Raw genomic sequence first — 14167 nt, 5'->3', positions numbered from 1 at the left:
CTCCGCCGCCGGACCGTCTTAAGCTGCGCTCACACAGGGAGGATCGCATGGCTGAGATCAGGCACGAACGTTTCGCGTTGCCCACGGGCGTCGAGCTCGACGTGGCGCTGGGGGGCGATCCGGCCAGCCCGCCGATCATCTTCCTCCACGGCTTTCCCGAATCGCACCGCACCTGGCGGCACCAGCTTCCCGACCTCGCCGAGGATCATTTCGTCGTGGCGCCCGATCAGCGCGGCTTCGCGCGTTCGTCCAAGCCGCCGGAGGTTTCGGACTATGCGCCCGACAAGACGGTGGGCGACCTGATCGCGCTCGCCGACGCGCTCGGCATCGGCCGCTTCACACTGGTCGGTCATGACTGGGGCGGCGCGATCGCCTGGATGGCGGCGCTCACCCGGCCCGACCGGGTGGAGCGGCTGATCATCATCAACGCGCCGCACCCCTATGTCTTCCAGAAATCGCTGATCGAGGACGCGGCCCAGCGCGCCGCCAGCCAGTATATCCGCGCCTTCCGCAACCCGAACCTCGAGAAGCATCTGGAGGCGATCGGGCTGGAGGCGTTCTTCGACGGCACCTTCGCCAAGCATGTCGATACCGCGAAGGTAGGCGACGAAAGGGCGGTCTATCTCGATCAGTGGAGCCAGCCCGGCGCGATGACCGCGATGCTCAACTGGTATCGCGCATCGTCGATCGTCGTGCCGGAAACCGGCGAGGATGCCGAACCGCCAGCCTTCCTCTCCCAACCCTTCCCGCCGCTCCGGATGCCGGTGCTGGTCATCTGGGGCCTGGGCGACACCGCGCTGCTCCCCTGCCAGCTCGATGGGCTTGAGGCACTGGTGCCCGACCTGAAGATCGTGAAGGTCGATGCCGGGCATTTCGTGCCGTGGGAGAATCCCGAAGCGGTGACACAGGCGATCCGGGCGTTTCAGGCTTAACCAGCATCGCGCCTACCCCTCCACCAACAGCTATGGGCCGTTGGTCCCCCTCCCCTCCAGGGAGGAATTTATTGCAGCCATTCCACCCAGAAGCCGTGCGCATGGGCATGGCCGTGGAGCACCGGTTCGCCGCCGCCGGGCCAGTGCCGCACCGTCAGGTCGTGGCGGTTCATCGTCCGGTCCGCTTCCAGATGGACCCAGCCGAGCGGCCGTTCCTCGCTCGCCCGTTCGCCCGCCGCGCGCATCGCCGCCTCGATCCGGGCCTGGCCGGCGGCAGGGATATATTGCCAGACGATCGAATGCATCAGCACGCGGGTGACGCCGGCTTGCTGTGGCTCGGCGAGGCGGGCCTCCACCCAGTCCGCCGCGTCGCCGTGATCGAGCATCACCGGTTTTTCGCGGATCATGTCGATCGCCGCCGCGACTCGCGGGAAGCGGATCGCGTGATCGGCCCAGATATAGGCGAGCAGCCGGCGCTCCGCCTCCGCCGAGGTCGGGTCGATCGGCTGGATATCGACGCCGCGCACGCTTTCGATCTCGACCGTCGCGGCGGGCGGCGGCGGACCACGCCATTCGGGGCGGATCAGCACCGGCGAGGCCGCCGGCCCCGCCATCACCCCGCCCAGATCGAACCGGTATCGGTCGATCAGCAGGTTGAGCCCGGCGCTCGATCCGATCTCCAGCAATTCGAAGCGCGGCCCGAACCGCCGCGCCAGCACCAGCAACCCGGCCATCAGCCCCGCCGAGCGGCCCGGCTCGTTGGTCTGCGGCGGACCGCCCAGCCAGGTCGCGATCTCCGCGTCATGGGCCTCGAGCGTGGCCCGCACCGCCCCGGCGATCCGCTCACGATCCGCCTCGCGCCCCTGGAACAGCGCGTCGAGGTCGCGCGCGCGGCCGTCACGCCACAGCGCATGGAAGCCGCCCACCGTCCTGAGCGGCAGCGCGTCGGCGATCGGCGCGCCCGGCCATGCCAGGATCCGCCGCCCCGTTTCCGTCCCCGCATCGATCGCGGCGGCGATGCCCCGGCACAATCGCGCAGTGATCGGCGCGTCATTGGCATCGCAATATTGCGCCTGCGCCTCGAATGCCTGCAAATTGGTGTCGGCGTCAGCCATGCCGTTCGATCCCGTGCCACTGAATCCATGCGCAATGCGGGTGCGAATCGGCCAGGTGCAGCGTCTCGCCGCCCGGCCACATCGTCAGCCGTAATTCATAGGCGCTGCGATCGTCATTGACCTCCAGCCCCAGCCAGCCGAGCGGGGTCTCCGCCGTCGCCTCCGCGCCCGCCGCATCCAGCGCGGCACGGATGCGCGCCTTGTCATCCTCGTCGAAATACTGCCAGGCGACGGTGTGATAGAGGATGCGCGCGACGCCCGGCGCGCGCGGTTCCGCCAGCCGCGCTTCCGCCCAGTCGGCGGCGTCGCCCTGGTCCAGCATGGGCGGATGCGCCGCCGCGACCGCCAGCGCCGCCTCCACCCGCGCGATCCGCTCGGGCTGGTCGATCCACATATAGGCGATCAGCCGCTCGTGATTGGCCGGATCGGCGACGATGATCGGCGCCCTGTCGACCCCGCGCGCGGCGAGCACCCGCACGGGATTGGCTGGCGGCGGCGGGCCGCGCCATTCGGGCGCGAAGCCCAGCGGCGAAGCGGGATCGCCCGCCACGACACCGCCAAGATCGAAGCGATACCGCGCGACATTGAGGTTGAGCCCCGCGCTCGCCCCGAGTTCGAGCAGTTCGAAGGGCAGGCCGAACCGCTCGGCCATCACCAGCAGCCCGGCCATCACCGCGGCCGAGCGCGCGGTCTCGTTGGTCTGGGGCGGCAGATCGAGCCAGGATTCGAGCCATGCATCCCGCGCGCCGAGCGCGGCGGCGACGGCGGCGTGCGCGTCGTCGCTGGCCGCCGCGTAATAGGCGCTGAGTTCGGGCACCGCGCCGCTGCGCGCCAGCGCATGCAGGCCGCCTGCCAGCCGCAGCCCCGTCGCCCCGCCGAAACGCGACGAATCGCCGGTGATGCCCAGGATGCGGCGGCCGGTGCATGTGGACGGATCGGCGAGGTCGGCGGCGGCGTCGATGATCGCGGCGGTGCGCGGCGCCCCCATCTCACGGCACGCCTCCGCCTGCGCGCGGAACGTGTCGAGCACCGTGGAGTCTGATTGGCTGGCCACGGCTCAGTTGCCCTATTGTGCCCGCCCAAGTAAAGCGCCGGCCATCATGGCCCAGCCGATCATCATCGCCGTGCCCAAGGGGCGCATCCTGGAAGAGGCATTGCCGCTGCTCGCACGCGCGGGCATCGTGCCCGAACCCGCGTTTTCGGACGAGGGCAGCCGCGCGCTCAGCTTCTCGACCAACCATCCGGGAATCTCGCTGATCCGCGTTCGCGCGTTCGACGTCGCGACCTTCGTCGCGCATGGCGCGGCGCAGCTCGGCATCGTCGGATCGGACGTGTTGCAGGAATTCGATTATTCGGAGCTCTACGCGCCCGTCGATCTCGGCATCGGCCATTGCCGCCTGTCGATCGCCGAACCCGTCGATCTCGCCGCGAAGGACGATCCGCGAAGCTGGAGCCATGTGCGCGTCGCCACCAAATATCCCAATCTGACGCGGAAGCATTTCGAGGCGCGCGGCGTGCAGGCCGAATGCGTCAAGCTGAACGGCGCGATGGAGCTGGCGCCGCTGCTCGGCCTGTCGAGCCGGATCGTCGATCTCGTCTCCTCCGGCCGCACGCTCAAGGAGAACGGCCTGGTCGAGGTCGAGGTGATCGCGCAGGTGTCCGCGCGGCTGATCGTCAACCGCGCCGCGTTCAAGATGCGCGCGGGCGAGATCGTGCCGCTGGTCGACCGGTTCCGCGAAATCGCCGGAAATCGCGATGCGGCCTGACGCCGGACCGCTGCGCCTGGACGCCGCCGCGCCCGATTTCGCGCGCGATTTCGCCGCGCTGGTCGATGCGCGCCGGGAAAGCGACGCCGATGTCTCGCGCGACGTGGCCGCGATCCTCGCCCGCGTCCGGGCGGAGGGAGACGCCGCGCTCCACGCGCTGACGCTCAAGTTCGACGGCCATGATCTCGACACGACCGGCTGGGAAGTCCCGCGCGCCGAGCGCCGCGCCGCGCTCGACTGCCTGCCCGCCGAACTGCGCGCCGCGCTGGAGCTCGCGGCCGATCGCATCCGCGCCTATCACCTGAAGCAGAAGCCCGCCGACAGCGACAATGTCGACGCGGCGGGGGTCCGGCTCGGCGCGCGCTGGCGCGGCGTCGACGCCGCCGGCGTCTATGTTCCCGGCGGGCGCGCCGCCTATCCGTCCTCGGTGCTGATGAACGCGATTCCCGCGCGCGTCGCGGGGGTCGACCGGCTGACCATGGTGACGCCCACGCCGCGTGGCGAGACCAATCCGCTCGTCCTCGCCGCCGCCGAGATCGCGGGCGTCGATGAGGTATGGCGCGTCGGCGGGGCGCACGCGGTGGCCGCCCTCGCCTATGGCACCGCCCGGATCGGCGCGGTCGATGTCGTCACCGGCCCCGGCAATGCCTGGGTGGCGGAGGCCAAGCGCCAGCTTTACGGCGTCGTCGGCATCGACATGGTCGCCGGCCCGTCGGAGATCGTCGTCGTCGCCGATCGCGACAATGATCCCGAATGGATCGCCGCCGATCTGCTGAGCCAAGCCGAGCACGACCCGACCAGCCAGTCGATCCTGTTCACCGACGACGCGCCGTTCGCCGATGCCGTCGCCGCCGCCGTCACGCGCCAGCTCGCCTCGCTGGCCACCGGCGCGACCGCGACCGAAAGCTGGCTGGCCAATGGCGCGATCGTCCTGGTGCCGTCGCTGGACGCCGCGCTACCGCTTGTCGACCGGCTGGCGCCCGAACATCTCGAACTCGCCGTCGCCGATCCCGAGCCGCTGTTCGCGCGCGTGCGCCATGCCGGCTCGGTCTTTCTCGGCCGCCACACGCCCGAGGCGGTGGGCGATTATGTCGCCGGGCCGAACCATGTGCTGCCGACCGGGCGGCGCGCGCGCTTCTCGTCGGGGCTTTCGGTGCTCGACTTCATGAAGCGGACCAGCTTCCTGGCCTGCGATCCCGCCGCCCTCCAGCGGATCGGCCCCGCCGCCGTCGCGCTCGCCGATGCGGAAGGACTGCCGGCGCACGCCAGGTCGGTCGCGCTCCGCCTCTCCTGACCGCGCCTATTTTGAGATAAGATCGATCGATGACCAAACCCGCCAACCGCGCCCAATCCCGCTCCGCCGCCCGCCTCGCCGCCGTGCAGGCGCTTTACCAGATGGAGATGGAAGGCACGCCGCTGCGCGTGCTGCTCCATGAATTCCACCAGCACCGGCTGGGCGCGACGATCGAGGAGGTCGAATATGCCGATGCCGAGATCGATTTCTTCGACGATGTCGTGGCGGGCGTCGATGCGCGCCGCGCGGAGATCGACGCGATCGTGGCCGGCAAGCTCGCCAGCGGCTGGTCGCTCGAACGGCTCGACAAGCCGATGCGCCAGATCCTGCGCGCGGGCACCTATGAACTGCTCGCCCGCGCGGACGTGCCCACCGGCAGCGTGATCAGCGAATATCTCGACGTCGCGCACGCCTTTTACGACAAGCGCGAGGCCGGGTTCGTCAACGGCCTGCTCGACGCGGTGGCGAAGGCGGTGCGCGGCTGAGCCGCGAGGCCGCCTTCATCGCGGCGCTTCGCGGCCTGGCGCGCCATCCGGCGGCGCGCGGCCTTCTCGACGACGCGGCGGTGCTCGACGGGCTGGTGCTGACGCACGACATGATCGCGGAGGGCGTGCATTTCCTGCCGCACGATCCGCCGGGCGACGTCGCGTGGAAACTGGTCGCGGTCAACCTCTCCGATCTGGCGGCCAAGGGCGCCGTGCCCGCCGGGGTGTTGCTAGGCTATGCGCTCGCCGCCGACACCCGATGGGAAGCCGACTTCCTCACCGGGCTGGACGCGGTGCTCGCCGCCTATGACGTGCCGCTGCTGGGCGGCGACACCGTCTCGCTGCCGGCGGGCGCGCCGCGCACGCTGGGGCTGACCGCGATCGGGCGCACCGAAGGCCCGGCGCCCTCGCGCACCGGCGCACGGCCGGGCGACGCGCTGTTCGTGACCGGCACGATCGGTGACGCGGGCGCGGGCCTCGCCATGGCCCAGGGCCTGATCGCCGCCGATCCCGTATTGCTCGCCGCCTATCGCCGCCCCACCCCCCGCCTCGCCGACGGCCGCGCGCTCGCGCCCGTCGTCCATGCGATGATGGACGTATCCGACGGGCTGCTGCTCGATGCGGCCCGCATGGCGGAAGCGAGCGGCGTCGCGATCGCGATCGAACTGGAGGCGGTGCCGCTGTCTGACGGCTATCGCGCGCTCAACGGCGACGGCCGCGAGGCGCGCCTGGCCGCCGCGACCGCCGGCGACGATTATCAACTGCTGTTCGCGGCCCCCGCCGCCATCATGCCCCCCGTTCCGGCGACGCGCATCGGCGTCGTCACGGCGGGCGGCGGGCTCTCGATCCGCCATCATGAAGAGGCCGTCGCGCCACCCGCCCGGCTGGGCTATCTCCACGGATAATCCTCGCCGCGCCCGCACTGGCTTGCAAAAGCGAGAAACCGCCCCCTATACCCCTGCATAGCCCCGAAAAACCACAACAGGGGGCGAGTGTTCGCGTGCTTCAATATGCCCGGAACAGGGGAAGGAAACCTGATGACCGTCGTCACCCTTTCCATAGTGTGCGGCCTGATAGCCGTGCTCTATGGCTTCATTACCAGCCGACAGGTGCTCGCAGCATCCGCCGGCAACGAAAAGATGCAGGAAATCGCAGGCGCCGTACAAGAAGGCGCAAAGGCTTATCTTGGCCGGCAATATCGCACCATCGCCATAGTCGGCGTCGTCGTCGCGGTGCTGGTCTTCCTCTTTCTCGGCCTCACCTCCGCGATCGGCTTCCTGTTGGGCGCCGTGCTGTCGGGCGTGACCGGCTTCATCGGCATGAACATCTCGGTTCGCGCCAATGTGCGGACCGCCGAAGCCGCTCGCGGGTCGCTTCAATCCGGCCTGACCGTCGCATTCAGGGCCGGAGCGATCACCGGCATGCTCGTGGCGGGCCTCGCGCTTCTCGCGATCTCGGCGTTTTTCTGGTATCTGACCGGCCCCGGTGGGCACCCGGTCGGCAATCCCGCAGATCGGACCGTCATCGACGCGCTCGTGGCACTCGCCTTCGGCGCCTCGCTCATCTCGATCTTCGCGCGTCTCGGCGGCGGCATCTTCACCAAGGCCGCCGATGTCGGCGCCGATCTGGTCGGCAAGGTCGAGGCGGGCATTCCCGAGGATGATCCACGTAACCCGGCCGTGATCGCCGACAATGTCGGCGACAATGTCGGCGACTGCGCGGGCATGGCGGCCGACCTGTTCGAAACCTATGTCGTCACCGTCGGCGCCACCATGGTGCTGACCGCGCTGCTCGTCTCGGGCGTGGACGACAGCACGCTGCTGGCGCTGATGAGCCTGCCACTCGGCGTGGGCGGCGTCTGCGCGCTCACCTCGATCATCGGCACCTATTTCGTCCGCCTGGGTTCGAGCAACTCGATCATGGGCGCGCTCTACAAGGGCTTCCTCGCCACCGCGATCCTCTCGATCCCCGCGATCTTCGGGGTCACGCAATGGACGCTCGGCGATCTCAGCACGCCGATCGGCGGCGATCTGAGCGGCATCGGCGCCTTCACCGGCATGGACCTGTTCTGGTCGATGATGGTGGGCCTCGCCGTCACCGGGCTCATCGTCTGGATCACCGAATATTATACCGGCACCGGCTATCGCCCGGTCCGCTCGATCGCCAAGGCGTCCGAAACGGGCCATGGCACCAACGTGATCCAGGGCCTCGCCATCAGCCTTGAAGCGACCGCGCTGCCGACGCTGGTGATCGTCGTCGGCATCGTCATCGCCTATCAGCTCGCCGGGCTGATCGGCATCGCCTTCGCCGCCACCTCGATGCTCGCGCTGGCCGGCATGGTGGTCGCGCTCGACGCCTATGGTCCCGTCACCGACAATGCCGGCGGCATCGCCGAAATGGCGGGGCTGGACGACAGCGTACGCGAGAAGACCGACGCGCTCGACGCGGTGGGCAACACCACCAAGGCCGTCACCAAGGGCTATGCCATCGGCTCGGCGGGCCTCGCCGCGCTGGTGCTGTTCAGCGCCTACACCACCGACCTTCGGGAATTCTTCCCCGATCTGCAGGTCAGTTTCAGCCTCGAGAATCCCTATGTGATCGTCGGGCTGCTGCTGGGCGCGCTGCTGCCCTATCTGTTCGGCGCGATGGGCATGACCGCCGTCGGCCGTGCGGCGGGCGACGTGGTGAAGGACGTGCGTGAGCAGTTCGCCAGCAACAAGGGCATCATGGACGGCACCAGCCGCCCCGATTACGCCCGCACGGTGGACCTCGTCACCAAGGCGGCGATCAAGGAGATGATCATCCCCTCGCTGCTGCCGGTGCTCGCGCCGATCGTGGTCTATTTCGTGATCACGGCGGTGGCGGGGCAGGCCAACGGCTTCGCCGCTCTCGGCGCGCTGCTGCTGGGCGTGATCGTCTCCGGCCTGTTCGTCGCGCTCTCGATGACCTCGGGCGGCGGCGCCTGGGACAATGCGAAGAAGTACATCGAGGACGGCCATCATGGCGGCAAGGGCAGCGAAGCCCACAAGGCCGCGGTGACCGGCGACACGGTTGGCGATCCATACAAGGACACGGCCGGTCCGGCGGTGAACCCGATGATCAAGATCACCAACATCGTCGCGCTGCTGCTGCTGGCGGCGCTGGCGCACGGCGCGATGTAACCGAACACGCATCGATCGACTTCGCCCCGTCCGGACAGTGTCCGGGCGGGGCTTTCTTTATCGGGCTTTATCGGGTCCGAAATGGACCGAACGCCTTGTAGCCGAAGCCGTATTTCCATAATCCGGGCCGATGGGGCGTTCGGGGGAGCGGGCTTGAAACGGGGTTTTTCGATGTTGGCGCTCGGCGCGGCGTGCGCGTCCGCCGCCGCATTCGCGCAGACGGCGCCGGTTGCGACGGACGCTCCGGCCGCGAGCGAACCCGCCCGTCCCGCTGGCCCGCCCGCCAGGATTCCGAGCGCCACCTTCGCGACGCAGCCGACGCTGCGTGGGCCGAAGCTTTCGCCCGACGGGCTGAAACTGCTGGCCAGCACCACCAGCGGCGGACGCGACGGCATCGCGATCTTCACGCTGGCGGACGGCACCTATGATTCCTTCGGCGAACCCGAAAAGGCGGAGATAGCCTGGTATCGCTGGGCCGGCCCCGGCCGTATCCTGGTCAGCATCGCGTCCACCGTCCCCTATTTCGACGACGAGGCGCGGCTGACCCGCCTGCTCGCCTATGATCTTGCGACCAAGAAAATGAGCTTCATCGGCCGCAAGAATCAGGGGCTGGAGGGCGACGACGTCCTCCATGTCGATCCTGCGGGCGTCTATCTGCTGATGCAGATCCAGAAGACGATCTACGACTGGCCGTCGGTCTACCGTGTCGAGCTTGCCACCGGCGCGATGCAGGAGATCGTCAAGCCGATGGCGCCGGTCTGGGAGTGGTTCGCCGATTCGGCCGGCACGGTGCGCGCCGGCATGGCCTTTCGCGAGCGGGCCTGGTCGCTGGTCTACCGCAGGGGCGCCGACGAGAAGTTCCGCACCGTCGGCAAGGCCCGCTACGACGATGACGAGGCGAGCTTCGACCTGCTCCGCTTCAACCGCGAATCGGACGAGGGGTTCGTCCTGTCCAACAAGGAAACCGGCCGCTTCGCGCTCTACAAATATAATTACGCGACTCGGACGCGCGGCGAACTGGTGTTCGGCGATCCCAGATATGATCTCTCCGATGTCGACCTCAACGACGACGGGACCGGCGTGGAGGCGATCCGCTATGTCGACGATCAGGATCGCGTCGTCTGGTTCGATCCCGCGATGAAGGCGCATCAGTCGCAGATCGACGCGGCGCTGAAGGGGCGGCAAAGCCGGTTGGTCAACCGCAGCACCGACGGCAAGAAGATGCTGTACTGGATCGGATCGGCCAGCGATCCCGGCTATTATTATTTCTACAATATCGACGACGGCGTGCTGCGGCGCGTCGCCTATGTGAACAAGGATCTGCGCGCGGACCAGCTCTCCCCCACCCGCGCCGTCGAATATCAGGCGCGCGACGGGCTGGCGATCACCGCCTATCTCACCTTGCCGCGTGGCCGGCCGGAAAAGAATCTGCCGCTGATCATCCTGCCGCACGGCGGCCCTTATGACGTGCGCGACAAGCTGGCCTTCGATGCCGAGGTGCAGTTCCTCGCCAATCGCGGCTATGTGGTGTTCCAGCCCAATTTCCGGGGCTCTGGCGGCTATGGCAAGCAATTCTACGAAAAGGGCGAGGGGCAGATCGGCCGCGCGATGCAGGACGATCTGGACGATGGCATGGACTGGCTGGCGAAGCAGGGACTGATCGATCCCAAGCGCGTGTGCATCGTCGGCGCATCCTATGGCGGCTATGCCGCGCTCTGGGGCGCGACGCGCAATCCGGAACGCTATCGCTGCGCCGCCAGCTTCGCCGGCGTCAGCGATTTCAACCGCCAGCTCAAATACAGCCTGACCTACGCCATATCGAAGCGCTACCGGAAGGACTGGCGCGACACCGTGCGCGGCGGGCCTGGCTTCGATCTCGCGACCATCTCGCCGCTCCAGCAGGTCGACAGGCTGCGCATCCCCGTGCTGCTCGCGCATGGCAAGGAGGATCGCACCGTGCCCTACAAACAATCGAGCCTTTATGCCGAGGCACTGAAGCGCGCGGGCAAGGATGTCGAGTTCAGGACCTACGAGACCGAAGGACATGGTTTCAGCGATCCCGCCAACATGCAGGACTGGCTCGACCGGCTCGAAGCGTTCCTGACGAAGCACAACCCGGCCTGATCGCGCATCACCGCTTGCTCCCGGCGCGAAGCCGCACTATATCGCACGTGCTTTCTCGACATCGGTAACAATGGCGAGGCCGGCAACCGCAAGGTTCCGGCGGCAAAGCCGCATATTCATTTCCGGAGACCCGATGGCCGACATCGACCTACTGACCAGCCTGATCGAGCCCGAGGCGCAAGCGCTCGGCTTCGCGCTGGTGCGCGTCAAGCTGTTCGGCGGCGAAGGTGACCGGACGCTGCAGGTGATGGCCGAACGCCCCGATACCCGCCAGCTCACCATCGACGATTGCGCCGCGCTGTCGCGCCGCATTTCCGACCGGTTCGACGCGCTGGAGGCCGAGGGCCGCGATCCGATCGACGAGGCTTATCGCCTCGAAGTCAGCTCGCCGGGGATCGACCGTCCGCTTACCCGGCTCCAGGATTTCTCGGACTGGGCCGGGCACGAGGCGCGGATCAACCTTGCCGAGCCGCAGGACGGCCGCAAGCAACTGACCGGCAACCTGATCGGAATCGATGGCGATATCGTCGTCATCGATGTAAACAAGGCGGGCGAGATGCGCGCGCCCTTCGCCAATATCGCAAGCGCGAAGCTGGTCATGACCGACCGGCTGATCGCCGCGACCGCGCCGCTTTCAGCCGACGGCGCGGACAGCATTCAAGTGGAAGGACAGGACTAAGCCATGGCTACAGCCATTTCCGCAAACAAGGCCGAGCTGATCGCGATCGCCAATGCGGTCGCCAGCGAGAAGATGATCGACAAGGGCATCGTGATCGAGGCGATGGAAGATGCAATCCAGCGCGCCGCGCGCGCGCGCTATGGCGCCGAGAACGACATCCGCGCCAAGCTGGACCCCAATAGCGGCGACCTGCGCCTGTGGCGCGTCGTCGAGGTGGTCGAGGCGGTCGACGACTATTTCAAGCAGGTGAACCTGAAGGAAGCGCAGAAGCTGCAGAAGGACGCGGTCGTCGGCGATTTCATCGTCGATCCGCTGCCGCCGATCGAATTCGGCCGCATCGCCGCGCAGGCCGCCAAGCAGGTGATCTTCCAAAAGGTGCGCGATGCCGAGCGCGAGCGCCAGTATGAGGAATTCAAGGACCGTTCGGGCGAGATCATCACCGGCGTCGTCAAGCGCGTCGAGTTCGGCCATGTCGTCGTCGACCTGGGCCGCGCCGAGGGCGTCATCCGCCGCGACCAGCAGATCCCGCGCGAAGTGGTCCGCGTCGGCGATCGCGTCCGCTCGCTGATCCTGCGCGTCGTCCGCGAGAATCGCGGGCCGCAAATCTTCCTGTCGCGCGCGCACCCCGATTTCATGAAGAAGCTGTTCGCGCAGGAAGTGCCCGAGATCTACGACGGCATCATCGAGATCAAGGCCGCCGCCCGCGATCCGGGCAGCCGCGCCAAGATCGGCGTGATCAGCCATGATTCGAGCATCGATCCCGTCGGCGCCTGCGTCGGCATGAAGGGCAGCCGCGTGCAGGCGGTGGTGCAGGAGATGCAGGGCGAGAAGATCGACATCATCCCCTGGTCCGAGGACACGGCGACCTTCGTGGTGAACGCGCTCCAGCCCGCCAGCGTCAGCCGCGTGATCCTCGACGAGGAAGAAGACCGGATCGAAGTGGTGGTGCCCGACGATCAGTTGAGCCTCGCCATCGGCCGTCGCGGCCAGAATGTCCGCCTCGCCAGCCAGCTCACGGCCAAGGCGATCGACATCATGACCGAGGCCGACGCGAGCGAGAAGCGCCAGCGCGAATTCATCGAGCGTTCGGAGATGTTCCAGAACGAACTCGACGTCGACGAGACGCTGGCCCAGCTCCTGGTCGCCGAGGGCTTTGGCGAGCTCGAGGAAGTCGCCTATGTCGAGACCGACGAGCTTTCGATGATCGAGGGCTTCGACGAGGAACTGGCCGCCGAGCTGCAGAACCGCGCGCAGGAAGCGCTGGACCGCCGCGAGGAAGCCAATCGCGAACTGCGCCGCTCGCTCGGCGTGGAGGATGCGCTGGCCGGCATGCCCTATCTGACCGAGGCGATGCTCGTCACGCTCGGCAAGGCGGGCATCAAGACGCTCGACGATCTCGCCGATCTCGCCACCGACGAACTGATCCAGAAGAAGCGCAACGATCCGCGCCGCCGCAACGACGGCAACCGCCCGGAGGACAAGGGCGGCGTGCTCGCCGAATATGGGCTGAGCGAGGAACAGGGCAACGAGATCATCATGGCCGCGCGCGCCCATTGGTTCGAGGATGAAGGGGAGGACGCGGTTGCGGATACCTCCCAATGAGACGCTAAGGCGTAATCGAACGGCATCGCGACCTTCGGACGCGCCCTTCCACCGGGGAGGGCGCGGATGAACGATCGCAAGTGCATCCTGTCGGGCGAGCGTGAGGCACGCGACGGATTGATCCGGCTCGCCCTGGGCCCGGACGACGTGGTCGCGCCCGACATCCGCGCGCGCGCGCCGGGCCGTGGCGCCTGGATCGGCGTGGACCGGGCGACGCTCGACACCGCCAATGCCAAGGGCAAGCTGAAGGGTGCGCTGGCGCGCGCCTTCAAGTCCGGCACGGTTTCGGCGCCCGCCGATCTGGGCGCGCGCATCGCGGACGCGTTGCAGCGTGACGCGCTCGACCGGCTCGGCCTCGAATCGCGATCGGGCGCGGTGCTGATCGGATCGGAAAAGATCCAGGATGCCGCGCGCAAGGGCCAGGTCCGCCTGCTGCTCCACGCCGCCGATGCGAGCGCGGACGGCACGCGCAAGCTCGACCAGGCCTGGCGCGTGGGCAGCGATGCCGAAGGAAGCGACCTCAGGGGCATGACTTTGCCGGTGGGACGCACTATATTGTCGATGGCGCTGGGCCGCGAGAACGCGGTCCATGTCGCGGTGACCGATCGGGCAGCAGCCGAGCGCGTGAAAAACGCCATCGTCCGCTGGCGGGATTTTATCGGAAGTGAATCGGAAGCGGAGCCTTGCGCAAATGCGGTGCAGGGTTCATGCGCCACGGGCGCATGACGGCGGACAAGAATGAAGGGTTTGAGATCAGTCGATGAGTGATACGGACAACGACAAGCCGAAACTGGGCATGCGCCCGCCGCTGGGGCTGAAGCGCACGGTCGAGACGGGCAAGGTGAAGCAGAGCTTCAGCCATGGCCGTCAGAACACCGTGGTCGTGGAGGTCAAGCGCCGCCGCATCCTGGGCAAACCCGGCGAGGCCGAAGCCGCGCCCGTCGAACAGGACGTCGCTCCCGCGGCGCCGGCGCCCGCCGCGCCCGCCCCCGCGCGCCCGGCAGCCAGC

13 protein-coding genes are annotated in these 14167 nt (G+C 68.1%); 11 read left to right on the top strand and 2 right to left on the bottom strand.

Features of this window, described 5'->3' with window-relative positions; translation table 11 throughout:
- Positions 1 to 47: 47 nt before the first annotated feature.
- Complete coding sequence (locus ACODTA_RS21770) at positions 48 to 932, top strand: alpha/beta fold hydrolase (RefSeq protein WP_489068551.1); 885 nt, start codon at positions 48 to 50, stop codon at positions 930 to 932.
- Between the two features lie 68 nt (positions 933 to 1000).
- On the opposite strand, the gene ACODTA_RS21765 is transcribed toward ACODTA_RS21770, so the two are convergent.
- Positions 1001 to 2047: a DUF2332 domain-containing protein gene (locus ACODTA_RS21765; protein WP_489068549.1), complete on the bottom strand. Its 1047-nt coding sequence runs from the start codon at positions 2045 to 2047 to the stop codon at positions 1001 to 1003.
- Positions 2040 to 3101, bottom strand: coding sequence for a DUF2332 domain-containing protein (locus tag ACODTA_RS21760; RefSeq protein WP_489068547.1), 1062 nt, complete (start codon positions 3099 to 3101; stop codon positions 2040 to 2042). Before ACODTA_RS21760 ends, ACODTA_RS21765 begins: the two co-directional genes overlap by 8 nt.
- Before the next feature lie 46 nt (positions 3102 to 3147).
- Between ACODTA_RS21760 and hisG the strand changes: the two genes are divergently transcribed.
- The 10 genes from hisG to ACODTA_RS21710 form a co-directional block, all read left to right on the top strand.
- A complete protein-coding gene (hisG, locus tag ACODTA_RS21755) occupies positions 3148 to 3813 on the top strand; it encodes an ATP phosphoribosyltransferase (protein ID WP_489068545.1) in 666 nt (221 codons plus the stop codon).
- Positions 3803 to 5107: a histidinol dehydrogenase gene (gene hisD / locus ACODTA_RS21750; protein ID WP_489068543.1), complete on the top strand. Its 1305-nt coding sequence runs from the start codon at positions 3803 to 3805 to the stop codon at positions 5105 to 5107. Before hisG ends, hisD begins: the two co-directional genes overlap by 11 nt.
- A 29-nt stretch (positions 5108 to 5136) precedes the next feature.
- Positions 5137 to 5592 (top strand): transcription antitermination factor NusB, encoded by a 456-nt coding sequence (nusB, locus tag ACODTA_RS21745; RefSeq protein ID WP_222989142.1) that lies wholly within the window; start codon positions 5137 to 5139, stop codon positions 5590 to 5592.
- Positions 5589 to 6497: a thiamine-phosphate kinase gene (gene thiL / locus ACODTA_RS21740; protein WP_489068768.1), complete on the top strand. Its 909-nt coding sequence runs from the start codon at positions 5589 to 5591 to the stop codon at positions 6495 to 6497. Before nusB ends, thiL begins: the two co-directional genes overlap by 4 nt.
- A 132-nt stretch (positions 6498 to 6629) precedes the next feature.
- Complete coding sequence (locus tag ACODTA_RS21735; protein ID WP_489068540.1) at positions 6630 to 8753, top strand: sodium-translocating pyrophosphatase; 2124 nt, start codon at positions 6630 to 6632, stop codon at positions 8751 to 8753.
- A 171-nt stretch (positions 8754 to 8924) separates the two neighbouring features.
- Positions 8925 to 10877 (top strand): alpha/beta hydrolase family protein, encoded by a 1953-nt coding sequence (locus tag ACODTA_RS21730; RefSeq protein WP_489068538.1) that lies wholly within the window; start codon positions 8925 to 8927, stop codon positions 10875 to 10877.
- 133 nt (positions 10878 to 11010) lie between these two features.
- Positions 11011 to 11556, top strand: coding sequence for a ribosome maturation protein RimP (gene rimP, locus ACODTA_RS21725; protein ID WP_489068536.1), 546 nt, complete (start codon positions 11011 to 11013; stop codon positions 11554 to 11556).
- Between the two features lie 3 nt (positions 11557 to 11559).
- Positions 11560 to 13158, top strand: a complete 1599-nt coding sequence (gene nusA / locus ACODTA_RS21720) for a transcription termination factor NusA (RefSeq protein ID WP_489068534.1) — start codon at positions 11560 to 11562, stop codon at positions 13156 to 13158.
- Between the two features lie 66 nt (positions 13159 to 13224).
- Positions 13225 to 13884: a DUF448 domain-containing protein gene (locus ACODTA_RS21715; protein WP_489068532.1), complete on the top strand. Its 660-nt coding sequence runs from the start codon at positions 13225 to 13227 to the stop codon at positions 13882 to 13884.
- Between the two features lie 34 nt (positions 13885 to 13918).
- A partial coding sequence (locus tag ACODTA_RS21710) for a translation initiation factor IF-2 associated domain-containing protein (RefSeq protein WP_489068530.1) occupies positions 13919 to 14167 on the top strand: 249 nt, incomplete at its 3' end.

This window comes from Sphingomonas sp. FG14, from assembly GCF_057809675.1.
The sequence above is the reverse complement of the archived record's forward strand: the minus strand, read 5'-3'. Positions and strand labels throughout refer to the sequence as shown.